Genomic DNA, 25,695 nt, shown 5'->3' on the forward strand with positions numbered 1-25,695 from the left:
CGTCACCAGGGCCACCGGGCGGGGGAGTCGGGGTGCCGGAAGGTGCTGATGGGGCGTCATGAGGCGTGATGGTTCCGGGCCGGACCGCACCGGGCAAGCGCTTTTCGCCCGAACGCGCGTTTATCGCCCATTGATCGCCACCGTCTAGCCTCGGGCCCGTGAACGAGAGAGCGGCCGAACGGCCGGGGGCGTTGCCCGAGGGACGGATGACGGAGCAGGACGCCGAGCGGTTCCGGCAGTTGCTGGCGCGGCTGGAGGACTCGCTGGTGGTGGACCGGAAGGCGGCGGGGCGCGATGCCTGAGTGCGCCGAGCTGCGCCCGGTGGCGGTGCCGCCGGTGGTGGCGGCACCGCAGGTCGCGGTGCTGCCGCTCTGGCGGCGGGGCGAGGACGGGGAGCGCCGGACCGCGGACCGGCCCGGGGTGCTGCGGGGGCACCCCGGGCCGGTGGCGGCCGGCCGGTACGGGAGCGAAGGCGGGGAGGGCGCGGAGCCGGAGGGCTGACCGGTCAGCCGCAGTCGCACGAGCAGCAGTCGCAGCCATCGCACCCGTCGCAGCAGCCGCAGTCGCAGTCGCAGTCACAGCAGTCGGGGCAGTCGCAGTCGTGCCGCTCGCAGAAGCCCTTGCGGGGTTCGCGGCTGAACGGGTCGTTGTGGTCGCAGCAGAGCAACTGGCAGGTGCAGGCCATCAGCGCCCACATCGCGCACCCGGCGAGCAGGTTGCGGGGGTTCGGCGGCCGTTGGCCGGGCGGGGTGAAGCCCGGGCCCTGCGGCACCCACGGCGGCACCGGCTCCTGGCCGGGCGGCGTTTCCCGCGGCGGCGCCTGGTGCGGGTGCTCGCCCGTGGCGGTGCCCGCGGCGTCGGGGTGGCGGCAGCTCGCGGTGTGCCGGGCCGGGCCGAAGACCCGCTCGACCGCGCGCTCGGTCTCGTGCGCGAGCAGCACGTGGACCAGCGTGCGGTCGCTCAGTTCGACCTCGCGCAGCGCGAGCCGGATGCCGTGGACGGCGTCGCGGCAGAGCCGTTCGGCCTCGGCCCGGTCGGTGCCGGTGGCGGTCAGCGGGTTCCAGGCGCCCGAGGCCGCGTCGGCGCTCTGGTCCTCGGCGGCGTCCAGGAGGTGGGCGAGCCGGCCGAAGAGCCGTCCGGCCTCGGCGAGCGGGGCGGCGTTGCCGGGGCGTCCGGCTATCACGGCGGTGTGGGCGAAGGCGGCCGAGGTGGCGGTCTCGGTGGGCTCGGTGACCAGCAGGACGGACCCGCCGGGCCGCAGCGACCGCTCCAGCTCGCCCTGCCGGGAGGCCGCGTCCAGCAGGACGGCGGTGTCGAAGCCGATCGTCGAGGCGCTGCCCGCGCTCTTCCGGTCCCAGTGCCGGGTGACGGCCCTGGCCCCGGCGGCGACCGGGCGGCGGGCGAAGACGCCGTCCCGGTCCTCGACGTGGTCGCGGATCTTGACGGAGGCGAGCGCCAGCGAGACGGCGGCGGCGAGCCGGGCGCCCTCGCCCTTGGCGACGGAGGCGGTCCGCATGCCGCGCAGCGGGCACGGCCCGGCGGTGCGGCGCCAGGAGGAGTCCTCCCGGGCGGCCTGGGCCTCGACCAGCACGGAGATGATCAGGCCGTCGTAGTTGGTCGCCGTCCGGGCGAGCTGCCCGTGGTCGTCTCGCAGCGCGAGGCAGAGCCCGCACAGGTGGGCCATCCAGGAGGTCTGGAGGCGCTCGGACAATCGATGCCTGCACGGTCTGATGATGCCGAACACGCTGGTCCCCCTTGCTCACGGGCCGCCGACCGGCCACGATTCGCCGCACATCATATGATCACAGGCCCTTTCGGACCGAGGGTCCGCCAACCGGGGAACCTCCGGCGGCAGGCCGGGAGCTTCGTCGCCGCCGTCGGCCCTGACCTGCCGGTTCCGCTCCGCTCCCGCCTGCTCCCGCCCGTTCCGCTCCGGACGGAACGTCAGGGCGACCACCGGACCGGCCACCTGCCGGCGGCGGCGCAGGGCGCCTCCGGGTCCTCCCGTGGGCGGTGAGGCCGGCGCAGTCCCGGGAGTGGATCTCAGATCCGGGATAGCATCGCGAATATGGGAATCGACATGGCCGGCGACGAACGGCTGGCGCAGCGGCTCGCCGAGCTGAGGCTGGAACACGGGTGGACCTTGGAGGAGCTGGCGCGCCGGGCGGACGTCAGCCGCTCGACGCTGTCCCGGGTGGAGCGGGCCGAGGTCAGCCCGACGGCCGCGCTGCTCGGGCGGCTGTGCGCCGTGTACGGGCGGACGATGTCGCGGCTGCTCGCCGAGGTGGAGTCGGGCCCGGCCCGGCTGGTGCGGGCCGGGGAACAGCAGATCTGGCGGGACGAGGAGAGCGGGTTCGTCCGCCGGTCGGTCTCGCCGCCGCACGGCTCGCTGCGGGCGGAGATCATCGAGGGCCTGTTGCCGGCCGGCGCGGACATCGCGTACGACCGCGCCTGCACCCCCGGCCGGGAGCACCACCTCTGGCTGTTCGAGGGGCGCCTGGAGCTGACCGTGGACGGCGAGGCCCAGCCGCTCGGCCCCGGCGACTGCCTGCGCTACGTCGGCGGCACGAGCCGGTTCCGCAGCCTCGGCCCGGACGCGGCCCGCTACGCGCTGGTGGTGGTCGAACCGTGAGCGCCGCCACCGGCCCGATAGCGAAGGAACCCGGGCGGCACGAGGAGCCCGGGGAGCCCAAGGAGCGCTTCGACGCCGCCGGGCGCCGGGTGCTGCTGGTCTGCGTCGCGGGCGGCTTCACCACGCTGCTCGACCAGTCCGTCCTCAACACCTCCATCCCCGCCCTGCGCGAGAGCCTGCACGCCGGCTCGGCCGACCTCCAGTGGATCGTCGCCGGCTACTCGCTCGCCTTCGGCCTCGCGCTCATCCCGGGCGGGCGGCTGGGCGACGTCCTGGGCCGCAAGTGGTTCTTCGTCACCGGCCTCGCCCTGTTCACCCTGGTCAGCCTGGTCTCCGCGACCGCCACCGAGCCCGGGGTGCTGATCGTCGCCCGGCTGCTCCAGGGCGCGGGCGCGGGCCTGGTCAACTCCCAGATGATCGGCACCATCCAGGACGTCTTCGACGGGCAGCTGCGGACCCGCGCCCTCGGCATGTACGCCGTCACCGGCGGCCTCGCCTTCGCCCTCGGCCCGCCGATCGGCGGCGCGGTGCTCGCCCTGGCCGGCCCCGAGGACGGCTGGCGGCTGACCTTCCTGCTCAACGTCCCCTTCGGCCTGGCCACCGTCGTCCTGGCGGCCCGCCACCTGCCGAAGCCCCGCCCCAGCAGCAGGAACGCCGACCTCGACGTGCTCGGCCTGCTGCTGGTCGGCGCTCTCACCCTGGTCCTGATGCTGCCCTTCGTCCGGCCGCCCGGCTGGAGCGGCCGGCTCGCCTTCGCGGCGGCCGCGCTGCTGCTGCTCGGCGCGCTCGCCCGGTGGCAGCGCCGCCTCGCCAGGAAGGGCGGCCACCCGCTGATCCACCCCGCGCTCACCCGCTCCGCGCCGTACGCGCTGGGCACCGCCACCGCGATGGCGCAGTTCGGTTCCTCGCTCGCCGCCTCGCTGGTCCTGACCATGTTCCTCCAGGACGGCCTCGGGCTCTCCCCGGTGGGCGCCGCGCTGGTCGTGCTGCCCTCCGCCGTGGCGATGGGCGTCGCCTCCGCGCTCGCCTGGCGGGTCGTCCAGCGGTACGGCCGGCGCACCGTCACCGCGGGGATGGCCGGCTCCGCCCTCGCCATGCTGCTCAGCGGACTGCTCGCGGCCTGGGCACCCGACGCCGTGCTGCCCTGGCTGCTGGCGCTGCTGCAACTGCTCGGCGGCGCCTCGGTCGGCCTGATGGGCTCCACCAACCAGGCGTACGTGCTGCGCCACGCGCCGGCCGAGGCGGCCGGGGTGAGCGGGGCGATCCTGCAGATGACCCAGCGGATCGCGGCGGCGGTCGCGGTCTCGGCGCTGTCCGGGGTCTACCTGCGGGAGACCACCGGGGGCGGCGGGCACCGCTCCGCCTTCCTGACCGCGAGCGTGGTGTGCGCCGCGGTCGCCGGACTCGCCGTCCTGGCCTCGGTGTTCGCGGGCCGCGCCACCGCGCGCGAGCGGTGCGAGGGCGCGCCGGTCGCGATGAGCCGAGGGCGAACACCGGTCCGCTGACCGGTGGTCGGCGCGTACCGTGACGGCATGACCGAAGGACGGAACCGGACCGTGGACCTGCCCGGAGTGACGCTCGCCTACCGCGAGAGCGGCCCGCCCGGAGGCCCGCCGCTGGTCCTGCTGCACGCCCTCGGCGAGCGCGCCGCGGACTGGGACACCGTGCTGCCGGGCCTCGCCCCCGCCCACCACGTGTACGCGCTCGACCTGCGCGGCCACGGGGACAGCGCCCGCACCGCCGGCTATTCGCTGGAGGCGATGCGGGACGACGTGCTGGCCTTCCTGGACGTCCTCGGCCTCGCCCGCGTCGACCTGGCCGGCCACTCGATGGGCGGCGCCGTCGCCTACCTGCTCGCCCAGGCCGCGCCGGAGCGGATCGACCGGCTGGTCCTGGAGGAGATCCCCGCCCTCCACCCGCGCCCGGCGACCGCGCTGCCCGAGGAGCAGGACCCGGACGTGCACTTCGACTGGGCGATGGTCCGGGCGGTCAGGGCCCAGCTCGACGACCCCGACCCGGCCTGGCGGGCGGGGCTGGCCGGGATCACCGCCCGCACGCTGGTGGTCGCCGGAGGCCCGGCCAGCCACGTCCCGCAGGAGCGGATCGCCGAAATCGCCCGGCTGATCCCGGACTGCCGCCTGGTCACCGTCGAGGCCGGGCACCTGGTGCACGGTGCCCGGCCCGCCGAGTTCGTCGCCGCGGTGGCGCCGTTCCTGGCCCGGTGAGCCCGGCACCGGACCAGGTGAGCCCGGCCCGGTGAGCGGCCGGGCCGTCCCCCGTGCGGCGGTCGGAGGTGCGGCGGTCAGACGCCGTGCTCGACCGGCAGGCGCCCGCTGCGCACCGCCGTCAGCAGGTCCGCGTGGTCGGCCTCGGTGCGGTCCGCGTAGGCCACCGAGAAGGCGGCGACCGCCTCGTCCAGTACCTCGCTCTTGCCGCAGTACCCGGCCAGCAGGGCGGGGTCGGAGGTGTGGGCGTGCGCCCGGGCCAGCAGGGCGCCGGTGATCCGCGCGTAGTCGTCCAACTGGGCCGGCAGCAGTGCGGCCGGGTCGACGCTGCCCTTGCGGTTGCGGAACTGGCGTACCTGGTACGGGAGTCCGTCGACCGTGGTCCAGCCCAGCAGGGTGTCGCTGACCACCTGCATGTGCTTCTGGCCGAGCACCACCCGGCGGCCCTCGTGCCCGTCCGGCGCCGGCTGCGGCGCGTTCGGCAGGTACGGCAGCAGCGCGGACGGGCGGGCCTCCTTCACCTGGAGCACCAGCGGCTGGTCCCGGTGGTCGGTGAGCAGCACCACGTACGAGCGGGTGCCCACGCTGCCGGTGCCCACCACCCGGAACGCCACGTCCTGCACCCGGTAGCGGGACAGCAGGGTGCGCACCTCGGCCGGCAGCGTCTCGACGTACGGGCCGAGCGCGTGCGCGACGGCGCGGGCGGTCGCGTCGGTCACCTCGGTGAGCACCGGGGGAGCGGCCGTGAAGCGCCAACCGCCGTCCGGGGTACGGGCGGTGCTGCGGGCGGCGAACCGGGCGCTGGTGTTGCCGAGCGCCTTGGCGCCGACCTTGCGCAGCACGTCCGCGAGGTCGTGCGCCTCGGCGAACGAGACCAACTGCTCGTCCGCGATGGCGTTCCAGGCGTCCAGGGTGGGCAGCTTGGCGAGGGTGCGCACGGTCCGGCGGTAGGAGCCGGCCGCGTGCTGGGCGGCCTCGCGCGCGGTGTCCTCACTCGCTCCGGTCTCCCGGGCGGCCAGCACCAGGCTGGCGGCGAGCCGCTTGAGGTCCCATTCCCAGGGGCCGGGGACGGTCTCGTCGAAGTCGTTGATGTCCAGCACGATCTGGCCGCGCGCGTCGCCGTACAGGCCGAAGTTGGCGGCGTGCGCGTCGCCGCACAGCTGCGCGTCCACACCGGTCACCGGGGTGCCCGCGAGGTCGGCGCCCATCAGCCCGGCCGATCCGCGCAGGAACGCGAACGGACCGGCCGCCATCCGGCCGACCCGGATCGGCACCAGCCCGGCTATTCGGTCCGTGTTGGAGGCCTCCAGCGCGGTCACGGCCGTCGGCCGGCCGGGCGCGGGCGCGAACTCCGCGTGCCGCTCCCGGGGCACCCGGGTCCGCAGCGCCTTGCCCCGCTCCCGCCCCCGCCCGTCCTGCGCCGGGGCGAACCCGGCCACCGCGAACCCGCGCCTGGTCCGCTCCTCCCGCTCCGCCGCCGTCGGCCGCGTCCCGACCGCCTCGGCCCCACCCGCGTGCGCCACTGTTCCCGCCCGTCCCTTCCGGTCCTCACCCCGCCCGCGACCTGCGCGGACGTTCGTCGGGGGGAGTGACGTCCGGCGCCGCGCGGTGGTTCCGGCGGGCGGGGGTCCGCTTGTGGGGCGCGGTGGTGGAGTGGGGCCGGAGCGGCGCGCGTGGGGCGCGGGGGTAGCGTGGGGCGGATGAACGATCTCGGGGGGAGCGCCCGTCGGGCCCACCGGCGTACCCGCCCGGCGGCCGGCCTCGCCGCCGTGCTGACGGTGACGGCCGGCCTCGGCGTACGGGCGGTCCTGGGCGGGGACCTCGCCAAGTACGCGGGGGACGCGCTCTACACGGTCCTGCTCCACGCGCTGCTCGTGCTGGCCGCACCACGGCTGCGCCCCGCCCGTGCCGCGGCCCTGGCCGCCGGGCTCAGCTGGGCCGTGGAGCTGTTCCAGCTCACCGGCCTGCCGGACGACTGGGGGCGGCACAGCACCCTGGCCCGGCTGGTGCTGGGCTCGACCTTCAACCCGCCGGACCTGCTCTGGTACCTGGTCGGCGCGGGGTGCGCCGGGGTGCTCCACCGGGTCCTGCGGACCTCCCGGACCGCGGCACCCGACGCCGTATCCGACGCGGCGCCCGGAGCCGTACCCGGCAAGATTTCCTGACGAACCGTCAGAGCGGAAGCAGCTCCGGCCGCTTGGCCTCGACGTGGTCGCCCGAGGACTCGCCGCGCAGCCGCCGGCCGACCCAGGGCAGCAGGTACTCGCGGGCCCACTGGATGTTCTCCCGGCGCTGGTCGGCGGGGGTGAGCACGCGGGCGTCCGGCCACGGGGCCTCCGGATCCTGCCCGGTGCGCAGGCCCAGCGAGCGGGCGGCCAGCAGGGCGACCCGCTGGTGGCCCTCGGCGGACAGGTGCAGGCGGTCCTCGCTCCAGGCGCGGCGGTCCTGCACCGCGCGCAGCGACCACAGGTCGGCCACCGCGCAGCCGTTGCGGTCGGCGACCGCGCGCATGTGCCCGTTGTACGTGGCGATCTTGCCGCGCAGGTGCTTCAGCAGCGGCACGTCCTTGGTGTCGAAGCCGGTGCAGATCAGCACCGTCCCGGCGTTCTCGGCGAGTTCCACGACGGCGGCCTCGAAGCGCCCGGCGACCTCGTCCGGGTCGCTGCCTGGGCGGAGGATGTCGTTGCCGCCGGCGCAGAAGGTGACCAGGTCGGGCTGGAGGCGGCGGACCTCCGGCACCTGCTCGGCGGCGATCTGGTCCAGCAACCGGCCGCGCACCGCGAGGTTGGCGTAGCGGAAGGCGCCCGGCGGGCGTCCGTCGGCCAGGATTCCGGCGAGCCGGTCGGCCCACCCGGCGAATCTGCCGTCGGCGGCGGGGTCGCCCACACCCTCGGTGAAGCTGTCGCCGATGGCGGCGTACGAATCGAGGTCGAGGGTCTCCTGGAGATGCGGCATGAAAGAGATAGTTCACCCAATCAAGTAACCTACGCCACCGTAGGTGACCTCGGCGCCACGTGAGATGGGCCACGTGCCCTCGCCGGCGGCTCCCGCCCGCAGACGGCCACCCCCGGAAAAGGGCAAGATCCGTGCCCCCTTCCGCTTTCCGGCCGCTCCGGCGGATGCTCGAAGGGAGCGGCCGCGCCGGCCGCCGTCCTCCTGGGGGAAGGCAGCCATGACCACCGAACCGCCCGCCGGCCCGCCCGAGAACTGGTTCATCGACGACCGGTGCACCAACTGCGACGTCGCCCGGCAGCTCGCGCCCGACCTGGTCCGCGAGCACGCGGGCCGCTCGGAGCTGATCCGCCAGCCGCGCGACGCGGACGAGCGCCGGCAACTGCTCGCCCGCCGCCCACGCCTGCCCGACCCGGTCCGTCCGCCCCGGCACCGGGCCGCTCGACCCGGCCGGGGACCCGTTCCCGCTGGCCCTCGCCGACGACCTGCTGCTGCTCGGCCACAACTCCCGCCACACCGCGGGCGCCAACTCCTACCTCTGCCGCCGCCCCACCGGCTGGGTGATGGTCGACACGCCGCGCTACAGCGAGGCCCTCGCGGCCCGCTACGCCGCGCTCGGCCCGGTCACCGACATCCTGCTCACCCACCGCGACCACGCCGCGCACGGCCGGGCGTACGCCGACCGGCTGGGCGCCCGGCTCCGGATCCACGAGGGCGACCTGGACGCCGCCCCCGACGCCGACCGGGTGCTGCGCGGCACCGGGCCGGCGGAGGTCTCGCCCGGCCTGGTCGCCCACCCGTTCCCCGGCCACACCCGGGGCAGCGTGCTCTACGTCGTGGACGAGCGGTACTGCTTCAGCGGCGACAGCCTGTACTGGTCCCGCACCACCGGGGACATCGAGGTGGCCGAGTCGGTGACCTGGTACTCGATCGAGGAGCTCGCCGCCTCGCTGGAGCGCGGCCTCGGCGTGCTGCGCTTCGAGTGGCTGCTGCCCGGCCACGGCGACCGGCGCCGGATGCCCGTGGCGGAGGCGGACCGCCGGCTGCGCGCGCTGGCCGGGCGGTGCCGGAAGCTGCGGCCCCGGCCGGTGGACTTCGGCGCGCACCGCTGGTAGCGACGGTCCGTGGTGGCCGCGGCCGGGCGCGGCGCCGCAGGGGGCAGTGCGCCGGTGCCTGCGCCGGGTGCGCGGGGGCGTGCGACCGTCGGAGGCGTCTGCCCGGGTGTGCGAACGGTGCCATCGGGGCAGCCGCCTTGGGAACGAAGGTGTTCGGCCCCGCGAACCCCGAACTCCCTGCGACGGACTCCCCTCGACCCAAGGATGGTTGAGCCATGCTCACGCAGACCCCGGAGCGCCATGCCCGGCCGCGGCGCTACCTGATGTGCCGGCCGACGCACTACACCGTCGACTACGCGATCAACCCGTGGATGGACCCCACCCAGCCCACCGACACCGCGCTCGCCCTGCACCAGTGGGAGGAGCTCTACCGGACCTACCGCCGGCTCGGCCACACCGTCGAACTGATCGACCCGGTGCCCGGCCTGCCCGACATGGTGTACGCCGCCAACGGCGCCACCGTGCTGGACGGCAGGGCCCTGGTGGCCACCTTCCGCTACCCGGAGCGGGCCGCGGAGTCGGAGGCCTACCAGGCCTGGTTCCGCGCGCACGGCTACCGCGAGGTGCACCGGGCCGGGCACGTCAACGAGGGCGAGGGCGACCACCTGCTGGTGGGCGGCCGGGTGCTCGCCGGTACCGGTTTCCGGACCTCGCGCGCCGCGCACGCCGAGGCCGGCGAGCTGTTCGGCGTCCCGGTGGTCAGCCTGACCCTGGTCGACCCGCGCTTCTACCACCTGGACACCGCGCTCACCGTGCTCGCCGACGACCACGTCATGTACTACCCGGAGGCCTTCGACGCCGACAGCCGCTCCGTGCTGCGCGCGCTCCACCCGGACGCGATCCTCGCCGACCGGGCCGACGCCGAGGTGTTCGGGCTCAACGCGGTCTCGGACGGCCTCCGGGTGCTGCTGCCGACGGCCGCCAAGAACCTGGCCGGCCGCCTGGCCGAGCACGGCTACCAGCCGGTCCCGGTGGACGTCTCGGAGCTGCTGAAGGGCGGTGGCGGGGCGAAGTGCTGCACCCTGGAGCTCAGGCCGGCGTGACGGCTCCCGTCGCGGCCGTGACCAGCAGCACCTCCAGGGTGCGCGGCCCGTGCACCCCCTCCACCCGGTCCAGCTCGATGTCGCTGGTCGCGGACGGCCCCGAGATCCAGGTCTGCGGCCGCACCGGGTCGAGCCGCGGCAGGGCGAGCGGCACCGAGGCGACGACCTGCTCCGGCGCGCGCACCACGCAGACGTGGTGGTCCGGGACGAGCGAGAGCAGCCGCCGCCCCTGACCGGGGCCGGCGTCCAGCACGATCGTCCCGGTCTCGGCGACGGCCAGCGCGCAGCCGGTCACCACGCTGTCCACGGTGTCCAGCCGGGCGGCGGTCAGCGTCCCGTCGTCGGGGAGGAGTGCGACCCCCGCGGCCTCGGCGGCGGTGAGCCAGCGGGGCGGCAGGCCGGTCGGCACCACGACCGTCCTGCTGCCCCGCTCGACCAGCAACCCGGCGATCCGCCACGGCAGTTCGTCCTCGTGGCAGCGGTGCACCAGGGCCCGGTAGTCGGCCAGGTTGCGGTGCAGCAGGTCGAGCACGGTCGCCGGGTCGTCGACCGGCACGTGCGCCGTCAGGTAGTCGCGGGGCAGCGGCTGTTCGGCCACGTCGGCGGTGTCGCCGAGTGCGGCCCTGATCCGGCCGAGGATCACGTCCCGTGAGCTGCCGGAGCGTTCGGTCCCCGGGTGTCCGGTCCCCGGGTGGCCGGGCCCGGTGCGGCCGGACGCGGTGTGGTCGGCTGCGGTCATGTGCGGTTCCTCCGCCACCAGTCGCGGAACGGTTCGGCCGGGACCTCCGGCAGGTCCCGGGTGTCGGTCCAGGCCCGCCCGGGCCCGGGCAGCCGGCGCGGGTGCAGCGACCGGGTGCGGCCGGCCAGCCGCTCGGCGGCGGTGAGCGCCGCCGGGTGGTCCAGCACGAACCCGGCGGCCGCCATCGCGGCCCGCTCCAGCGGGTGCCCGCCCTGCCCGGCGACCCGCTCGCGCAGGTGCACCAGCACCTCGGGGATGTCGATGGCCACCGGGCACACCTCGTAGCAGGCCCCGCAGAGCGAGGACGCGTACGGCAGCGAGGCGTCCACCGGGCTCGCGGTGCCGCGCAGTTGGGGCGTCAGGATGGCGCCGATCGGCCCCGGGTAGACCGAGCCGTAGGCGTGCCCGCCGGCCCGCTCGTACACCGGGCAGACGTTGAGGCAGGCCGAGCAGCGGATGCAGCGCAGCGCCTGGCGGCCCACCTGGTCGGCCAGCGCGGCGGTGCGGCCGTTGTCCAGCAGTACCAGGTGGAACTCGGACGGGCCGTCGCCCTCGGTCGTCCCGGTCCAGAGCGAGGTGTACGGGTTCATCCGCTCGGCGGTCGAGGAGCGGGGGAGCAGCTGGAGGAAGACCTCCAGGTCCCGCCACGTCGGCACCACCTTCTCGATCCCGACCACCGAGATCAGGGTGCGCGGCAGGGTGAGGCACATCCGGCCGTTTCCCTCGGACTCGACCACCACCAGGGTGCCGGTCTCGGCGACCATGAAGTTGGCGCCGGAGACGGCGACTCCGGCGCGCAGGAACTTCTCCCGCAGGTGCAGCCGGGCGGCCTCGGCGAGTTCGGCCGGGGAGTCGGTGAGGCCGCTGGGCGCCGGCCTGCCCCAGGAGGCCATCCGGTCGGCGAAGACCTCCCTGATCTCGGCGCGGTTGCGGTGGATCGCCGGCACCAGGATGTGCGAGGGCCGGTCGTCGCCCAACTGCACGATCAGCTCGGCGAGATCGGTCTCGTAGGCGGTGATCCCCTCGGCCGCCAGCGCCTCGTTGAGCTCGATCTCCTGGGTGGCCATCGACTTGACCTTGACCACCTCCGTCTCGCCGGTGGCCCTGACCAGCCCGGTGACGATCCGGTTCGCCTCCTCGGCGTCGGCGGCCCAGTGCACGGTGCCGCCGGCCGCCGTGACGGACTCCTCCAACTGCACCAGGTAGCGGTCGAGATGGCGCAGCGTGTGGTCCTTGATCGCCTTCCCCGCGGCGCGCAGCTCCGCCCAGTCGGCGAGTTCGGCGACGGCCCTGGCCCGTTTGTCCCTGATGGTGTGGGTGGCGCGCCGCAGGTTGGCGCGCAGCTGCCCGTTCCGTACCGCCTCGGCGGCGGCCCGCGGGAAGGCCGGCATGCCGAGGAAGGTCCCGGCGGGGCTTCCGGTCCGCTTGCTCCGCTCGCTCATGCGTACGGCCTCCAGGGGTGCTCCTCGGTACTGGCCAGGATCTCCGCCAGGTGCAGCGGTCGCAGTGGTGCGCCCCGGCGGCGCAGGGTGCCGCCGAGGTGCAGCAGGCAGGAGTTGTCGGCGCCGCACAGGACCCGGGCGCCGGTGGCCAGGGCGTTGGCGATCTTGTCCTCGGCCATGGCCGCCGAGACCGCCGCGTTCTTGACCGCGAAGGTGCCGCCGAAGCCGCAGCACTCCTCGGCCCCGGGCAGCTCGACCAGTTCCAGGCCCCTGACGGCGCCCAGCAGCCGGCGCGGGCGCTCGCCGAGGCCGAGCAGGCGCAGGCCGTGGCAGGAGGGGTGGTAGGTGACGGTGTGCGGGAAGTACGCGCCGACGTCCTCGACGCCGAGCACGTCGGTCAGGAACTCGGTCAGCTCGACCACCCGGGGCACCAGGCCGGTGGCCAGGTCGGCGAGTTCGGTGCCCCGGCCCTCGGTGGCGGCCCTGGCGCCGATCCGGGGGTAGTTGTCCCGGACCATCGCCACGCAGGAGCCCGAGGGTGTCACCACGTGGTCGTACCCGGCGAAGGCCCTGGCCGTCCGCCGGACCAGTGGCTCGCAGGCCCTGCGGTAGCCGGTGTTGTACTGCGGCTGCCCGCAACAGGTCTGCCCCGCGGGGAAGTCCACCGTGACGCCGAGGCGTTCCAGCAGCCGGACGGTGGCCACCGCCGTGCCGGGGAACAGCGCGTCGTTGACGCAGGTGGCGAACAGTGCGACCCGCACGCGGACTCCCCTCTGCCGGATTCCCGCCGAACTCCCGCCGGACGCAAGGGCGTACGCGCGTGCGGGCGCACGCCGAACGGCACCGGTCCGCTCGTGATCGTACCGAGCGGACCGGTGCCGCGGTGGGACCTCGGGCGCCGGGCCGGGGTTCAGGGACTCTCAGGCGCCGAGCCAGAGGTCGGGGCCGAACACCTCGTAGTGGATGTCCGCCGCCGGGACGCCCGCGGTCAGCAGCTGCTCGCGCACGGCGCGCAGGAAGGGCAGCGGGCCGCAGAGGTAGGCGGTGGTGCCGGCCGGGACGTCGACGGTGGAGAGGTCCACCAGGCCGGTACGCTCGGCCGGCCACGCGCCGAGCGGCTGCTCGTAGAAGACGTGGGAGGTGGCGTCCGGCAGCGTGGTGGTCAGCCGCGCCAGCTCGGCCCGGAAGGCGTGGCTCAGCTGGTCGCGGTCGCCGTGCACCGAGACGACCCGCCGGGTGGAGCCGGTGCCGGCCAGGTGGTCGAGCATCGCGGTCATCGGGGTGTTGCCGATGCCGGCGGAGGCGAGCAGCACCGGGCCGTCGCCGTCGGCGAGCGAGATGTCGCCCAGCGGGGGCGCCAGCTCGATGGAGTCGCCGGCCTTCAGGTGGTCGTGCAGGTGGCCGGAGACCTCGCCGCCGTCCTCGCGCTTGACGCTGAAGCGCAGCGCGCCGTCCGCACCGCCGGAGAGGCTGTACTGGCGGATCTGTCGGGCGCCGTCGGCCAGTTCGGTGCGGACCGAGACGTACTGACCGGGACGGAAGGCCGGTACGGGGCGGCCGTCGGCCGGGCGGACCAGGTAGGTGGTGACGGCCTCGGTCTCCTGGTGGCGGGCGATCACGGTGAACGGGCGCCACAGGTCGGCCTGGTCCCCGCCGGCGGCGACCTCGGCGCGCAGCCGGTCCTCGATGGCGATCAGCGCGTTGGCCATCAGCCAGTAGACCTCGTCCCAGGCGGCGGCGACCTCGGGGGTGACGGCCTCGCCGAGCACCTCCACGATGGCGGCGAACAGGTGCTCGTGGACGATCTTGTACTGGTCGTCGCTGATGCCGACCGAGACGTGCTTGTGGGCGATGCGGGCGAGCATCGCGTCCGGCCGCTGGTCCGGGTTGGCGAGCAGGGCGGTGGCGAAGGCGGCTATCGAGCCGGCCAGGGCCTCGCGCTGGGAGCCGTTGGCCTGGTTGCCCCGGTTGAAGAGGTCGCGCAGCAGCGCGGGGTGCGCGGCGAACATCCGGTCGTAGAAGCGCGGGGTGATGTCACCGATGGCGGCGCCCACGACGGGCAGGGTGGCTTCGACGACCTCGGCGGACTTCGCGGACAGCATCAGACAGCTCCTCATTGGTATCTGAGATTCGCATTAAAGGTCGCGGAATGGTGCGCGGCCCCGGTCGGGCGGATCGGTTGGCGGGACGGATCAGGTGGCGGGACGGCTCAGGCGGTGGGGCGGGCGGTGAGGCTGAGCAGGACGGGCCCGGTGGGGGAGGCCACCAGGTCGTCGACGGAGAGGTGGTCGAGCGCCGCGAAGAACGCCTCCTGGGCGCCCCGGAGCGCCCCGCGCAGCCGGCACGCGGCCCGCAGCGGGCACGGCGGGTCGTCCTCGCAGCCGACCACGTCCCCGACGCCCTCCAGCTCCCGCAGCAGCAGGCCGATGGAACCGGTCCGCCCCGCGAAGGTGAGCATCAGCCCGCCGCCGCGACCGCGCCGGGCCTCCACCACCCCCAGGTGCTGGAGCCGGCTGACCACCTTCGCCGCGTGGGTGTACGGCACGCCGACCGACTCGGCCACCTCGCGGGTGGTCGGGGTGTCGCCCTCGCCCAGGACCGCCAGTCGCATGGCGATCCGCAGGGCGATGTCGGTGCTCTTGGTCAGCCTCACGTTCGAAACGCTATCCGAATGCGACTCCTCGACTCCAATTTCCTGCACGACTTCGATCGAGACACTCGTCACGTCGCCCCGTACCCCTCGTCCGAGTGGAGCCGGGCGCCCCGGGCCGGGCGCCGGCCGGTGTCCGCGTCGCGATCGGAACTGAACAGTTGGCGACATTAACCACCACTCCCTGACGGAACGTCAGGACTGCTTCTACGCTTCCCCCGGCTCAGAACCGGCCAGGCACCACCGCACCACCGCACCGCCCGTATCGCCGAGCAGCTGGAGAGATCCGTGAGCAGAACCCGCACACCCCGTCGCACCCTGACGGCCGTGGCCGCGATATCCGCGACCACGGCCGTGCTGCTGTCGCTGCCCGCGACCGCCGAGGCCGTCACGCCGCCGCCCGCCGTCGCCGCGCACGTGGCGGTGGCGCCGTACCCGGCGGGCGTCGCCCTGACGCCGGACGGCGGCCACGCCTACGTGACCAGTCAGAGCAGCGGCACCGTGAGCGTGCTGGACACCGCGAACAACACCGTGTCCGGCAGCTTCACCGCCGGGACGGGGTCGTACGCCGTGGCCGTGTCGCCCGACGGGCACCGCGCCTACCTGACGCACCACCTCGACAACACCGTCAGCGTCGTGGACACCGCCACCGGGGCCGTCGCCGCGACCGTTCCGGTCGGCGCCCAGCCCTGGGGCCTGGCCCTCTCCCCGGACGGCTCGCACGCCTACGTGGCGAACGCCGGGGCCGCCACCGTGAGCGTGCTGGACACCTCCTCCGGCACCGTGACCGCGACCGTTCCGGTCGGCGCCGAACCGCACGGGCTGGCCGTCTCCGCCGACGGCAGGCGGCTGTACGTCGCCACCTCCGGCGCCAGGGCGGTGACCGTGGTCGACACCGTGAGCAGCACGGTGAGCGGCACCGTCCCCGTCGGACACGGCGTCTTCGGCCTGGCGCTCAGCCCGGACGGCACCCGGCTGTGGGCGGCCGACGGTGACGACGGCACCGCCGCGGTGATCGACACCGCGGCCGGCACCGTCCTGGGCACCGTCGCGGTCGGCTCGGGGCCGTACGCCGTCACGCTCTCGCCGGACGGCGCGGCGGCCTACGTCTCGAACTACGCCGACAACACACTGAGCGTGGTGGACACCGCGAGCCGGACGGTCACCGCGACCGTCCCGGTGGGCGCGAGTCCGTACAGCCTGGCCCTGACCGCCGACGGGCGGCGCGGCTACCTGGCCGACTTCACCGGCGGCGCCGTCGACGTGGTCGACTTCCCGCTGCCGGTGCCCGCCGTGACCGGGATCGCCCCGAACAGCGGCTCCGGAGCCGGCGGCACCGTGGTGACGATCACCGGCACCGACCTGGCCGGCGCCACCGCCGTGACCTTCGGCGCGGCCGGCGCCGCCACCTCCTTCAGCTGCACCAGGACCGGCTGCACCGCGACCGCCCCCGCCACCACCGTCACCGGACCGGTGGACGTCCGGGTCACCGGGCCCGGAGGCACCAGCGCGGCCGTCGCCGCCGACCGCTTCACCTACACCGCCCCCGCCGCCCACCTGGGCGTCGCGCTCACCGCGACCCCGGTGGCCGGGGTGTTCTCCAACCGGGTCGACTACACCGTCACCCTCACCGGTCAGGGCCCCGACCCGGTCACCTCCGCCACCGTCACCGCCGACCTGCCCGCCGGGCTGACCGCGACCTCCGGTGACTGCACCGTCGCCGCCGGGAAGCTCAGCTGCGCGCTGACCGCCCCGCTGGCCAAGGGCGCGAGCACCACCCGACACCTCTCGATCACGGTCGGCCTGTTCGACCTGATCCGCAGCTGGGACGTCACGGTGGCCCGCACCGCCGGGGCACCCGCCGACCCCTCGCCCGCCACCAGTCGGGCCACCCGCAGCTGCACCTCCGTCCTCGGACTGCTGATCACCTGCAAGTAGCACCCGCGCGGACCCGGCCCGGGCCCTGCCGGAACCTTCCGGCGGCCCGGGCCGTCGTGCCATCTGGACGGAGCGTCCGAGTCGGACGTACAGTCCGGTCATGCCCTCTGCGGACAACCCCGACCCGCGCGTCCGGACCTGGTCACCGGTCTGCCGCGCGCTGACACTGCTGCTCGGCCCGTACGCCGAGGTGGTGCTGCACGACACCGGTACCGACCGGGTCCTCGCGATCTGGAACCCGATGACCCCCCGGGTCCCCGGTGACCCCTCGCTGCTCGGCGAGCTGGACGGGATCGACCCGTCCGCCCCCGACGTCTACGGCCCGTACGAGAAGCTGCTGCCCGACGGCCGGCGGCTCTCCTCGGTCAGCGCCGTGCTGCGCGACGACGACGGCAGGCCCACCGCCGTCCTCTGCGTCAACCTCGACCGGGGCCCGCTGGAGCAGGCCGCCGCCCTGCTGGCGGGCTTCGCCGCTCCCACCGCGCCGCGCCCCGAACCGCTCTTCGAACGAGACTGGACCGAGCGGATCAACGACGTGGTCGGCGGCTACGTCCGCGCCCGGGGCCGTCCGCTGGAGCGCTTCACCCGCGAGGACCGGCTCGCCGTCCTGGGTGAACTCGACCGGGCCGGGGTGTTCGCCGTCCGGCGCGCCGTCCCCGTCGTCGCCACCGCGCTGCGGATCTCCCGTTCCACCGCCTACGGCCTGCTCGCCGAGCTCAAGCAGCACCCCGCGGGCCCCACCGAGGAAGGCCGACAGTGACCAGACTCCCCGACTTCCGGCTCGAAACCCACTTCTCCCGCTGGGAGTTCACCGCCCGGCACCACCTCACCGCCTCCGACGCGCAGACCATGACGATGGCCGAGCTGCTCGCCCTGGCCGGGCCCGAGGACCGCGAGGCCTGGGACACCCTGGCCCTCGGCTACACCGAGACCTTCGGCGACCCCGGGCTGCGCCGCGCCGTCGCCGGGATGTACGAGCGGGTCGGCGAGGACGACGTGATCTGCTTCGGCGGCGCCCAGGAGGGGCTCAACCTCGCCATGCAGGTGCTGCTGGAGCCGGGCGACCACGCGGTGGTGCTGACGCCCGGCTACCAGTCCGCCGAGACCGTTCCGCTCTCGCTCTGCGAGGTCACCGGCGTCGCGCTGGACGAGGACCGGGACTGGGCGCTGGACCTGGACGCGGTCGAGGCGGCGCTCCGGCCGAACACCAGGGTGGTGTCGGTCAACTTCCCCAACAACCCGACCGGCAAGGTGATCGACGCCGCCGACTTCGTGCGGCTGGCCGAACTCTGCGACGAGCGCGGCGTCCGGATCTTCTCGGACGAGGTCTACCGCGGCCTGGAGCGCGACCGGGACCGCGTCCTGCCGCAGGCCGCCGATCTCTCCGAGCGCGCCCTGTCGCTGAACGTCACCTCCAAGTCGCTCGGCCTGCCCGGGCTGCGGATCGGCTGGATCGCCTGCCGCGACCGGGAGTTGCGCTCCCGCCTGGAGCGCGCCAAGCACTACACCACGATCTGCAACTCGGCGCCGAGCGAGGTGCTGGCCCGGATCGCGATCACCGCCAGGGAGCGGATCCTGGCCCGCAACCGGGCCGTCATCGCGGAGAACCTGCCGCTCTTCGACGCGTTCTTCGCCGAGTTCGCCGACCTCTTCGAGTGGCGGGCGCCGGACGGCGGCTGCGTCGCCTTCCCGCGCTACCTGGGCGCGGACGGCGTGGCGGAGTTCTGCACCGCGCTGGTCGAGCAGGCGGGCGTGCTGCTGCTGCCCGCGGACATCTTCCGCTCGGAGCTGACCCCGACCCCGGCCGACCGCTTCCGGATCGGCGTCGGCCGCCGTGACCCGGGCCCGGGGCTGGAGGCCTTCGGCGACTGGCTCCGCCGGCGCTGAGCACCGTCCGCGCCCGGCGTCCGCGCACGACGAACGGCCGGGGCGCCGGCCACCGGGATGATCCGGTGACCGGCGCCCCGGCAGTCAGGGCCGCTGCCCCGGGGTGCTCAGAGCTTCTGCCAGGCCGGCTTGGCCGCGTAGGTGTCGCGGAAGTAGTCGGCGAGCTTGAGGCGGGAGGCGGCCGCCTCGTCCACCACCACGGTGGCGTGCGGGTGCAGCTGGAGCGCCGAGGCCGGGACGGCCGCGGCCAGCGGGCCCTCGACGGCGAGCGCGACGGCCTCGGCCTTGGCCTCGCCGGTGGCCAGCAGGACCAGGTGACGGGCCTCCAGGATGGTGCCGATGCCCTGGGTGATGACGTGGTGCGGGACCTCGTCGATGCTGTCGAAGAAGCGCGCGTTGTCCTCGCGGGTCTGCCGGGTCAGGGTCTTGATCCGGGTCCGGGAGGAGAGCGAGGAGCAGGGCTCGTTGAAGCCGATGTGGCCGTCCGTGCCGATGCCGAGCAGCTGGAGGTCGACGCCGCCGGCCTCGGCCAGCGCGCGGTCGTAGGCGATGGCCGCCCCGGCGATGTCCGACGCGTTGCCGTCCGGGCCCAGGAAGGAGTCCTCGGTCAGGCCGAGCGGCTCGACGACCTCCTTCAGCACCACCGAACGGTAGGACTCCGGGTGGCCGGCGGGCAGGCCGACGTACTCGTCCAGCTGGCAGATGCGCGCCTTGGCGGCGTCCAGCCGGCCGTCACGGACCTGCTCGGCCAGGGCCTGGTAGATGGGCAGCGGAGTCGAGCCGGTCGCCACGCCGAGCAGGGCGTCCGGCTTGTCGGTCAGCAGATCGGTGATCGCCGCGGCGATGAGTTCGCCGGCCGCCCGGGCGTCAGGGACGATCACGATTTCCATACTGGGTCCACCGTTCTGAGGCGATTCTGAGGTCTAGACCTCCGAGGTCTAGACCAGTTTGCCGTGAACGGGTGCCCCAGGTCCACCCGGGTCCGGTTCCCGGCGATCTTGCGCCGCCGGCCCTTCTGCCTGGTGGAACGGCCGGGGCCGGCCGTCGGGACGTGATGTCCCGGCGGCCGGCCCCGGCGTCGGCGCTGTCCGCCGCTTTCCGCTCCCCGCCGTCCGGACGGCTGCCCGGTCGTACGGACGGTGCGGGGTGCGGGTGCGGTGCGTCAGCGGCCCGTGATCAGAACGGGTTGGTACAGGTGGTGATCTGCTTGCTGACGTCCAGCGCCGGTCCGGCGGTGGCGCAGATGATGCGGGGGGCGGTCGCGGTCACCCGCGGGGTGACCGCCTTGGCGGAGCCGAACCGCACGGTGGTCGCGGTGGCGACCGTCTCCCACGGGCTGCCCCACGCGGCCTGGGTGCGGACCTCGACCTGAACCATCGTCAACTGGCCGGGGTCGGCGCTGACCTGGGCGACGCCCACGATGCCCTCGCCGTCGGCCTGGTGCGAGATGCAGGGCCGGTTGAGCACCGTGGCGCAGACCGCGGTGTCGGTGCCGGACGTCGCCGCGGCCGCCATGGCCGGAGCCGCCGTCAGGCCGGCGATCCCTGCCGCCACCATCGCCACAGCTGCGATCCGAGCGCGCATGATACGAACCTCCTTGGAAATTAAGGGAATCTCACTCCTTGAGATGAGTCTTGCACACATCATGGACGTCAGGTGTGTGCGTTGCGTCACACTCATGGTGACCGTTCAACTACATCCTGCAACCATTCGTCCTCTGTTCAGCGCACGGACAACTCCAGTCCTGACGGATGATCAGTTCGTGGGCGGCAGCGCCATCCGCCGCCCGGCCGTCGCACCGCCGTCCACCGGCACCGAGGCCCCCGACTGGTAGGCGAAGTCCTCCGAGGCCAGCGCCAGGATCGCCCTCGCGATCTCCTCCGGCTCGGCCATCCGCTCCAACCCCTCGATGTTCAGCGGCCCGTAGGCCTTCTTGAACTGCGCCCACGCCGAGTCCGGGATGCCGGGCGGGCGGACGAAGGCGGTGTCCGTGGTGCCGGGGAGGATCGCGTTGACCCGGATGCCCCGCGTCCCGTACGCCAACGCCGCAGCCTTGACCAGCCCTTGGATCGCCCTTTTGCTCGCCGTGTACGCGCCGCCGTTCGGCCGGGCCTGCTCGGCGGCGGAGGAGGCGGTGCAGACGATCACCCCGCGCCCGGCCTTCAGCATGTGCGGGATCTGGTACTTGAGCGCCAGGAACACCCCGCGGGCGTTGGTGTCCAGCACGTCGTCCCACTCGGCCACGCTCAGCTCGTGCAGCAGCTTGGCACTGCCGATGCCCGCGTTGTTGACCGCGACGTCCGGCCCGCCGTACCGGGCCACGACCTGCCCGGTGAACCGCTCGACCTGCTCCGGGTCGCGCACGTCGGCCGGGAAGTACGAGGCCTCGCCGCCGGCCTGGCGGATCTCCTGCTCGACCTGGCGGCCGAGCGCCGCGCGCCGGCCGCAGAAGCCCACCAGGGCGCCCTCCCTGGCGAAGGCCAGCGCGGCCGCCCGGCCGATGCCCGAGGTGGCGCCGGTGATCAGCACCGCACGGCCGGCGAAGCGTGCCCCGGGGCGCCCGTCCTGGCGCTCCCCGGCGTCGGCCGTGGTCGCGCGCCGCCCGGCCGGGTCGGCCTGGGCCGGTCCGGCGCCCAGCGTGGTGGCGGCCGCCCCGGCGAGGCCCAGCGCGGAGGCGCCGAGCAGTGCCCGCCGGGCCGGTCCGGCGGGGGAGGTCGAGGGGGAGGAGGGGGAGTCGGTGTCCATGGCGGAGAGCCTGGCAGGGCCCGCTCCCGGGCCGCTTCGGCCGACCGGCCGGACCTCCTGGCCGGAAGGAGGAACCGCCTCCTCCCCGGGGAGGGCGGCGGCCCGCGCCGGTGAGAGGACCGTGGCGACCACCGGGGATGTCCGGGCCAGGTTCGGCAATATGTCGACAAAGCTCTTCAGTGCCTTGGCGGCTACGGTGGGTGGCCGTCGAAATGGGATGAGTTATGCCACATCCATACGTATCCCGGCGCGGGCACCCGGGTGACGGGCCTCCGGTCTGGAATCCTCGGCGGCATGATCACGAAGCTCCGCGCGGGTGCCGCGCAATGGACCGTCGTCGTTCCGGTGCTGTCGTTCCTCGTCCTCGCCCTGACCTGGCACGAAGAGCTGCCCGGCTGGGTGGTGGCGGTCGTCGCCTGCTTCCTGGTGGGCGCCGTGCTGGCCGCCGTGCACCACGCGGAGGTCATCGCGCACTGGTCGGGGGAACCCTTCGGATCCCTGGTCCTCGCGGTGGCGGTCACCGTGATCGAGGTCGCACTCATCGTGACGCTGATGGCCGACGGCGGGGACAAGTCCGCCACCCTCGCCAGGGACACCGTCTTCGCCGCCGTGATGATCACCTGCAACGGCATCCTCGGCCTGTCCATCCTGGTCGCCGCGGTCAAGTACCGGACGGCCGTCTTCAACGCCGAGGGCACCGGCGCCGCACTCGCCTGCATCGCCACCCTCGCGACCCTCAGCCTCGTGCTGCCGACCTTCACCACCAGCTCGCCCGGCCCGCAGTTCTCCACCACCCAGCTCGTCTTCGCCGCCACCGCCTCGCTCGTGGTCTACGGGCTGTTCGTCGCCACCCAGACCATCCGGCACCGGGACTACTTCCTGCCCGTCACCCCCGAGGGCCGGGTGCTGGACGAGGAGGAGCACGCCTCCCCGCCCACCCTGCGCGCCGCCGGGGTCAGCCTGCTGCTGCTCGCCGTCGCCCTGGTCGCGGTGGTGGGCCTGGCCAAGGGCGTGTCCCCGACCATCGAGAAGGCGGTGGACGACGCCGGGCTCCCGCACGCCGTGGTCGGCGTGGTGATCGCCCTGATGGTGCTGCTGCCCGAGACCATCGCGGCCCTGCGCGCGGCCGCCCGCAACCGGGTGCAGACCAGCCTCAACCTGGCCCTCGGCTCGGCGCTCGCCAGCATCGGCCTGACCATCCCGGCGGTCGCGATCGCCTCCAGCTGGCTCTCCGGGCCCCTCGTCCTCGGCCTCGACCCGGCGCACATGGTGCTGCTGAGCCTGACCATCGTGCTGCTCACCCTCACGGTCATCCCGCGCCGGGCGACCCCGCTCCAGGGCGCGGTGCACCTGGCGGTGCTCGCGGGGTACATGGTGCTGGCGCTGAACCCGTGAGGGCCCGTCGCCCGTAGTCGAGAGTGGAAGCCCCTGGCCCGTTCCCCCGCGCGGCCAGGGGCTTCCGGCGTTCCCGGGGGCGGTCCGGCGCCGTCGGCAGTGGGGCCAGTGGGGCTCGTGGTGAACCCGGCGGAGGGCGGTGGCCGTGGTTCCGGATGAGGGCCCTGGCTCACCCCCGTGGCCAGGGCCCCTCGTCGGACCCGGTGCAACCGTCGGTGAACCCCCGAGAGGGTTCCCGCCGTGGAACGACGGGGAGCCCCTGGTCCCGCAGCTGCTCGCGGGCCAGGGGCTCAGGGGCCTCCCGGCGTTCCACGCCGGGCCCGCTCCGCCGCGGCGCCCGACCGCCCCCCGTTCAGTCCGGGACCGCCGTGCAGCCGCCGGCCGGGCCGGCCGCGACGAGGACGTCGCGGTAGCGGCCGGTCGCGGACAGGGCGCCGGCCAGTGCCCCCGCCGCGGGCGCCGACTCCGTGAGGAAGGCGCAGGTCGGCCCCGAGCCCGAGACCAGGCCGGCCAGGGCGCCGTGCTCCGGTCCCAGCCGCAGCGTGTCCGCCAGCTCCGGGCGCAGGGACAGGGCGGCCTCCTGGAGGTCGTTGGCGTCCTTGACGGCCGCCGCGAGCAGGGCGGCGTCGCCGCTGTCCAGCGCGTCGGCCACCGCCGTCACCCGCTCCGCCGCGGGCCGTTCGCCGTGCGCGGGCCGCGTCCGGACCAGCCGGTCGTACTCCCGGAAGACCGCCGGGGTGGCCAGGCCCTGCGGGGACACCGCGAAGACCCAGTGGAACGCCCCGGCGCCGGAGGTCCCCAGCGGGGTGAGGAGCTCCCCGCGTCCGGTGCCCAGCGCCGCCCCGCCGTACAGCGGGAAGCCGACGTCGCTGCCCAGTTCCGCGGCCAGCAGGCGCAGCTCCTCCCGGGAGAGACCGAGGCCCCACAGCGCGTCGCAGCCCACCAGCGCGGCCGCCGCGTCGGCGCTGCCTCCGGCCATGCCGCCGGCGACGGGGATGCGTTTGTCGATGCGGACGGCGACGGCCGGGTCGGCCCCGGCGGCGCGGGCGATCAGACGCACCGCCCGCGCCGCCAGGTTGCCGTCGCCGGCGGGGACGCCGGCCGCACCGGGGCCCCCGACGGTGACGGTGAGCCGTGCTGCCGGGGCGATCCGCACCACGTCGTGGAGGCCGACCGCCAGGAAGACGGTGGAGAGCTCGTGGTAGCCGTCCGGGCGGAGGGGGCCCACCGACAGTGTCAGGTTGACCTTGCCCGGCGCCCGGACGGTGACCCCCGCCCGGCGGCCCGCTCCGGCCCGGTTCACGCCGTGCGAACCGGCTGTCCGGCGACGAACGGGTGGTCACGCTCGATCAGGCCGAGGCCGCCGGCGCCGCCGGGCGAGCCGAGGTCGTCGAAGAACTCGGTGTTCGCCCGGTGGTAGTCCTTCCAGTCCTCGGGCACGTCGTCCTCGTAGAAGATCGCCTCGACGGGGCAGACCGGTTCGCAGGCGCCGCAGTCGACGCATTCGTCCGGCTGGATGTACAGGGCCCGCTGACCCTCGTAGATGCAGTCGACGGGGCATTCCTCGATGCAGGCCTTGTCCTTGACGTCCACACAGGGCTGGGCGATGACGTAGGTCACGGGTGCTTCCTCCGGTCGGTATCAGTGTCGGTATCAGGGTCGGTGTCGGTGTCGTCGGCGGTGCTGTTGTCGGTGTGCGGTTGTCCGTGCGCGGCTCCCGCCGGGGCTCAGGCCCCGGACGAGTCGTCCTCCTCCTCCCGCCGCATCAGATCGGCGAGCTTGAACGCCTCCTCGATGAGCGTCTCGACGATCTTCGACTCGGGAACGGTCCTGACGACCTCGCCCTTGACGAAGATCTGCCCCTTGCCGTTGCCGGAGGCGACGCCGAGGTCCGCCTCCCTGGCCTCCCCGGGGCCGTTCACCACGCACCCCATGACGGCCACCCGCAGCGGGATGTCCATGCCCTCCAGCCCGGCCGTGACCTCCTCGGCCAGCTTGTAGACGTCCACCTGGGCGCGGCCGCAGGACGGGCAGGAGACGATCTCCAGGCCGCGCTGCTTGAGGTTCAGGGCCTCCAGGATCTGGAGACCGACCTTGACCTCCTCGGCGGGCGGCGCGCTCAGCGAGACGCGGATGGTGTCGCCGATGCCCTGGGAGAGCAGCGCGCCGAACGCGACGGCCGACTTGATGGTGCCCTGGAAGGCGGGGCCCGCCTCCGTCACACCGAGGTGCAGCGGGTAGTCGCACTGCGCCGCGAGCTGCTTGTACGCCTCGACCATGACGACGGGGTCGTTGTGCTTGACCGAGATCTTGATGTCCCTGAAGTCGTGCTCCTCGAACAGCGAGGCCTCCCAGAGCGCGCTTTCGACCAGCGCCTCCGGGGTGGCCCTGCCGTACTTCTTCAGGAGCCGGCGGTCGAGCGAGCCCGCGTTGACCCCGATGCGGACCGGAGTGCCGTGGTCCTTGGCGGCCCGCGCGATCTCGCGGACCTTGTCGTCGAACTGCTTGATGTTGCCCGGGTTGACGCGCACCGCCGCGCAGCCGGCCTCGATCGCGGCGAACACGTACTTCGGCTGGAAGTGGATGTCCGCGATCACCGGGATCTGCGACTTGCGCGCGATCGTCGCCAGGGCGTCGGCGTCGTCCTGGGTGGGGCAGGCGACCCGGACGATCTGGCAGCCGGACGCGGTGAGTTCGGCGATCTGCTGGAGCGTCGCGCCGATGTCGGAGGTACGGGTCGTGGTCATGGACTGGACCGAGACCGGGGCGTCGCCGCCCACCGGTACGGTCCCTACCTGGATCTGACGGCTGGTACGTCGTCGGGCCAGCCTCGGCGGTACCGTCGGCACTCCGAGAGCGACAGGCATGACAGGTCCCCAAGATGGTCGGCCGGTCCTGGCGGACCGGGCTGTGGCGGATGGCTGGGTGCTGT

General features: G+C 74.5%; 25 protein-coding genes and 1 pseudogene. 12 read left to right on the top strand and 14 right to left on the bottom strand.

From position 1 onward, the window contains the following. Window positions 1–158 precede the first annotated feature (158 nt). Window positions 159–302, top strand: coding sequence for a hypothetical protein (locus tag ACZ7C5_RS16910; RefSeq protein ID WP_188296285.1), 144 nt, complete (start codon window positions 159–161; stop codon window positions 300–302). Further along, window positions 295–501 carry a hypothetical protein gene (locus ACZ7C5_RS16915; RefSeq protein WP_401083994.1) on the top strand — a complete coding sequence of 69 codons (207 nt, stop codon included), beginning with the start codon at window positions 295–297 and terminating at the stop codon, window positions 499–501. The genes ACZ7C5_RS16910 and ACZ7C5_RS16915 overlap by 8 nt, the downstream gene beginning before the upstream one ends. A gap of 4 nt (window positions 502–505) precedes the next feature. On the opposite strand, the gene ACZ7C5_RS16920 is transcribed toward ACZ7C5_RS16915, so the two are convergent. Next, window positions 506–1,744 (bottom strand): DUF5685 family protein, encoded by a 1,239-nt coding sequence (locus ACZ7C5_RS16920; protein WP_470322837.1) that lies wholly within the window; start codon window positions 1,742–1,744, stop codon window positions 506–508. Window positions 1,745–2,068: 324 nt separating this feature from the next. Here ACZ7C5_RS16920 and ACZ7C5_RS16925 point away from each other — a divergent pair, with 324 nt between their 5' ends. From ACZ7C5_RS16925 to ACZ7C5_RS16935, 3 genes are read left to right on the top strand one after another with little or no spacing between them, the layout of a single operon-like run. After that, window positions 2,069–2,632 carry a helix-turn-helix domain-containing protein gene (locus ACZ7C5_RS16925; RefSeq protein WP_188296282.1) on the top strand — a complete coding sequence of 188 codons (564 nt, stop codon included), beginning with the start codon at window positions 2,069–2,071 and terminating at the stop codon, window positions 2,630–2,632. Beyond that, window positions 2,629–4,137: an MFS transporter gene (locus ACZ7C5_RS16930; RefSeq protein WP_401083999.1), complete on the top strand. Its 1,509-nt coding sequence runs from the start codon at window positions 2,629–2,631 to the stop codon at window positions 4,135–4,137. The genes ACZ7C5_RS16925 and ACZ7C5_RS16930 overlap by 4 nt, the downstream gene beginning before the upstream one ends. A 27-nt stretch (window positions 4,138–4,164) precedes the next feature. Next, complete coding sequence (locus tag ACZ7C5_RS16935) at window positions 4,165–4,857, top strand: alpha/beta fold hydrolase (RefSeq protein ID WP_401084001.1); 693 nt, start codon at window positions 4,165–4,167, stop codon at window positions 4,855–4,857. 77 nt (window positions 4,858–4,934) lie between these two features. Here ACZ7C5_RS16935 and ACZ7C5_RS16940 read toward each other — a convergent pair whose 3' ends face one another. Beyond that, the gene (locus ACZ7C5_RS16940; protein WP_470322838.1) at window positions 4,935–6,380 is read right to left on the bottom strand and encodes a DUF2252 domain-containing protein; all 1,446 of its coding nucleotides are present in this window, start codon (window positions 6,378–6,380) and stop codon (window positions 4,935–4,937) included. Between the two features lie 177 nt (window positions 6,381–6,557). Between ACZ7C5_RS16940 and ACZ7C5_RS16945 the strand changes: the two genes are divergently transcribed. Further along, window positions 6,558–7,022 (top strand): ribosomal maturation YjgA family protein, encoded by a 465-nt coding sequence (locus tag ACZ7C5_RS16945; protein WP_470322839.1) that lies wholly within the window; start codon window positions 6,558–6,560, stop codon window positions 7,020–7,022. A 7-nt stretch (window positions 7,023–7,029) separates the two neighbouring features. Here ACZ7C5_RS16945 and ACZ7C5_RS16950 read toward each other — a convergent pair whose 3' ends face one another. Further along, window positions 7,030–7,812 (bottom strand): SGNH/GDSL hydrolase family protein, encoded by a 783-nt coding sequence (locus tag ACZ7C5_RS16950; protein ID WP_401084007.1) that lies wholly within the window; start codon window positions 7,810–7,812, stop codon window positions 7,030–7,032. A gap of 217 nt (window positions 7,813–8,029) precedes the next feature. On the opposite strand from ACZ7C5_RS16950, the pseudogene ACZ7C5_RS16955 reads away from it, so the two are divergent. Both ACZ7C5_RS16955 and ddaH read left to right on the top strand, forming a co-directional pair. Next, window positions 8,030–8,924 (top strand): annotated as a pseudogene (locus ACZ7C5_RS16955) (4Fe-4S domain-containing protein). A gap of 215 nt (window positions 8,925–9,139) precedes the next feature. Then, window positions 9,140–9,967, top strand: a complete 828-nt coding sequence (ddaH, locus tag ACZ7C5_RS16960; RefSeq protein WP_188299605.1) for a dimethylargininase — start codon at window positions 9,140–9,142, stop codon at window positions 9,965–9,967. Here ddaH and ACZ7C5_RS16965 read toward each other — a convergent pair. The 5 genes from ACZ7C5_RS16965 to ACZ7C5_RS16985 form a co-directional block, all read right to left on the bottom strand. Next, on the bottom strand, window positions 9,954–10,706 hold the full coding sequence (locus ACZ7C5_RS16965) for a LutC/YkgG family protein (RefSeq protein ID WP_470322840.1): 753 nt from the start codon (window positions 10,704–10,706) through the stop codon (window positions 9,954–9,956). The genes ddaH and ACZ7C5_RS16965 overlap by 14 nt on opposite strands. After that, on the bottom strand, window positions 10,703–12,148 hold the full coding sequence (locus tag ACZ7C5_RS16970; RefSeq protein WP_470322841.1) for a lactate utilization protein B: 1,446 nt from the start codon (window positions 12,146–12,148) through the stop codon (window positions 10,703–10,705). Before ACZ7C5_RS16970 ends, ACZ7C5_RS16965 begins: the two co-directional genes overlap by 4 nt. Continuing rightward, on the bottom strand, window positions 12,145–12,909 hold the full coding sequence (locus ACZ7C5_RS16975) for a (Fe-S)-binding protein (RefSeq protein WP_470322842.1): 765 nt from the start codon (window positions 12,907–12,909) through the stop codon (window positions 12,145–12,147). The genes ACZ7C5_RS16970 and ACZ7C5_RS16975 overlap by 4 nt, the downstream gene beginning before the upstream one ends. A gap of 159 nt (window positions 12,910–13,068) precedes the next feature. Continuing rightward, complete coding sequence (locus ACZ7C5_RS16980; RefSeq protein WP_401084017.1) at window positions 13,069–14,250, bottom strand: globin domain-containing protein; 1,182 nt, start codon at window positions 14,248–14,250, stop codon at window positions 13,069–13,071. A 107-nt stretch (window positions 14,251–14,357) separates the two neighbouring features. Beyond that, window positions 14,358–14,801 (bottom strand): RrF2 family transcriptional regulator, encoded by a 444-nt coding sequence (locus ACZ7C5_RS16985; protein ID WP_401084019.1) that lies wholly within the window; start codon window positions 14,799–14,801, stop codon window positions 14,358–14,360. Between the two features lie 285 nt (window positions 14,802–15,086). Here ACZ7C5_RS16985 and ACZ7C5_RS16990 point away from each other — a divergent pair, with 285 nt between their 5' ends. The 3 genes from ACZ7C5_RS16990 to ACZ7C5_RS17000 all read left to right on the top strand — a co-directional run bounded on the left by ACZ7C5_RS16990 (window position 15,087) and on the right by ACZ7C5_RS17000 (window position 18,623). Then, window positions 15,087–16,736, top strand: a complete 1,650-nt coding sequence (locus ACZ7C5_RS16990; RefSeq protein WP_470322843.1) for a beta-propeller fold lactonase family protein — start codon at window positions 15,087–15,089, stop codon at window positions 16,734–16,736. Window positions 16,737–16,836: 100 nt separating this feature from the next. After that, window positions 16,837–17,496, top strand: a complete 660-nt coding sequence (locus ACZ7C5_RS16995) for a helix-turn-helix transcriptional regulator (protein ID WP_470322844.1) — start codon at window positions 16,837–16,839, stop codon at window positions 17,494–17,496. Continuing rightward, the gene (locus ACZ7C5_RS17000) at window positions 17,493–18,623 is read left to right on the top strand and encodes an aminotransferase class I/II-fold pyridoxal phosphate-dependent enzyme (RefSeq protein WP_470322845.1); all 1,131 of its coding nucleotides are present in this window, start codon (window positions 17,493–17,495) and stop codon (window positions 18,621–18,623) included. Before ACZ7C5_RS16995 ends, ACZ7C5_RS17000 begins: the two co-directional genes overlap by 4 nt. Window positions 18,624–18,730: 107 nt before the next feature. On the opposite strand, the gene nagB is transcribed toward ACZ7C5_RS17000, so the two are convergent. The 3 genes from nagB to ACZ7C5_RS17015 form a co-directional block, all read right to left on the bottom strand. Beyond that, window positions 18,731–19,513, bottom strand: coding sequence for a glucosamine-6-phosphate deaminase (gene nagB / locus ACZ7C5_RS17005; protein WP_188299614.1), 783 nt, complete (start codon window positions 19,511–19,513; stop codon window positions 18,731–18,733). Between the two features lie 286 nt (window positions 19,514–19,799). After that, window positions 19,800–20,207: a hypothetical protein gene (locus tag ACZ7C5_RS17010; protein WP_401084028.1), complete on the bottom strand. Its 408-nt coding sequence runs from the start codon at window positions 20,205–20,207 to the stop codon at window positions 19,800–19,802. A 171-nt stretch (window positions 20,208–20,378) separates the two neighbouring features. Beyond that, window positions 20,379–21,368 (bottom strand): SDR family NAD(P)-dependent oxidoreductase, encoded by a 990-nt coding sequence (locus tag ACZ7C5_RS17015; protein ID WP_470322846.1) that lies wholly within the window; start codon window positions 21,366–21,368, stop codon window positions 20,379–20,381. A 294-nt stretch (window positions 21,369–21,662) separates the two neighbouring features. Here ACZ7C5_RS17015 and ACZ7C5_RS17020 point away from each other — a divergent pair, with 294 nt between their 5' ends. Beyond that, window positions 21,663–22,763 (top strand): calcium:cation antiporter, encoded by a 1,101-nt coding sequence (locus ACZ7C5_RS17020; RefSeq protein WP_401084031.1) that lies wholly within the window; start codon window positions 21,663–21,665, stop codon window positions 22,761–22,763. A gap of 352 nt (window positions 22,764–23,115) precedes the next feature. Here the strand turns inward: ACZ7C5_RS17020 and ACZ7C5_RS17025 are convergent, their stop codons facing one another. The 3 genes from ACZ7C5_RS17025 to ispG form a co-directional block, all read right to left on the bottom strand. Then, window positions 23,116–24,066, bottom strand: coding sequence for a 4-(cytidine 5'-diphospho)-2-C-methyl-D-erythritol kinase (locus ACZ7C5_RS17025; RefSeq protein ID WP_401084033.1), 951 nt, complete (start codon window positions 24,064–24,066; stop codon window positions 23,116–23,118). Continuing rightward, entirely contained in the window at window positions 24,063–24,383 is a 321-nt protein-coding gene (fdxA, locus tag ACZ7C5_RS17030; RefSeq protein WP_401084035.1) for a ferredoxin, read from the bottom strand. Before fdxA ends, ACZ7C5_RS17025 begins: the two co-directional genes overlap by 4 nt. Before the next feature lie 107 nt (window positions 24,384–24,490). Continuing rightward, on the bottom strand, window positions 24,491–25,630 hold the full coding sequence (ispG, locus tag ACZ7C5_RS17035) for a flavodoxin-dependent (E)-4-hydroxy-3-methylbut-2-enyl-diphosphate synthase (RefSeq protein WP_401084037.1): 1,140 nt from the start codon (window positions 25,628–25,630) through the stop codon (window positions 24,491–24,493). Window positions 25,631–25,695: the final 65 nt, after the last annotated feature.

The sequence above is a fragment of the Kitasatospora sp. NPDC036993 genome (genome assembly GCF_055607525.1).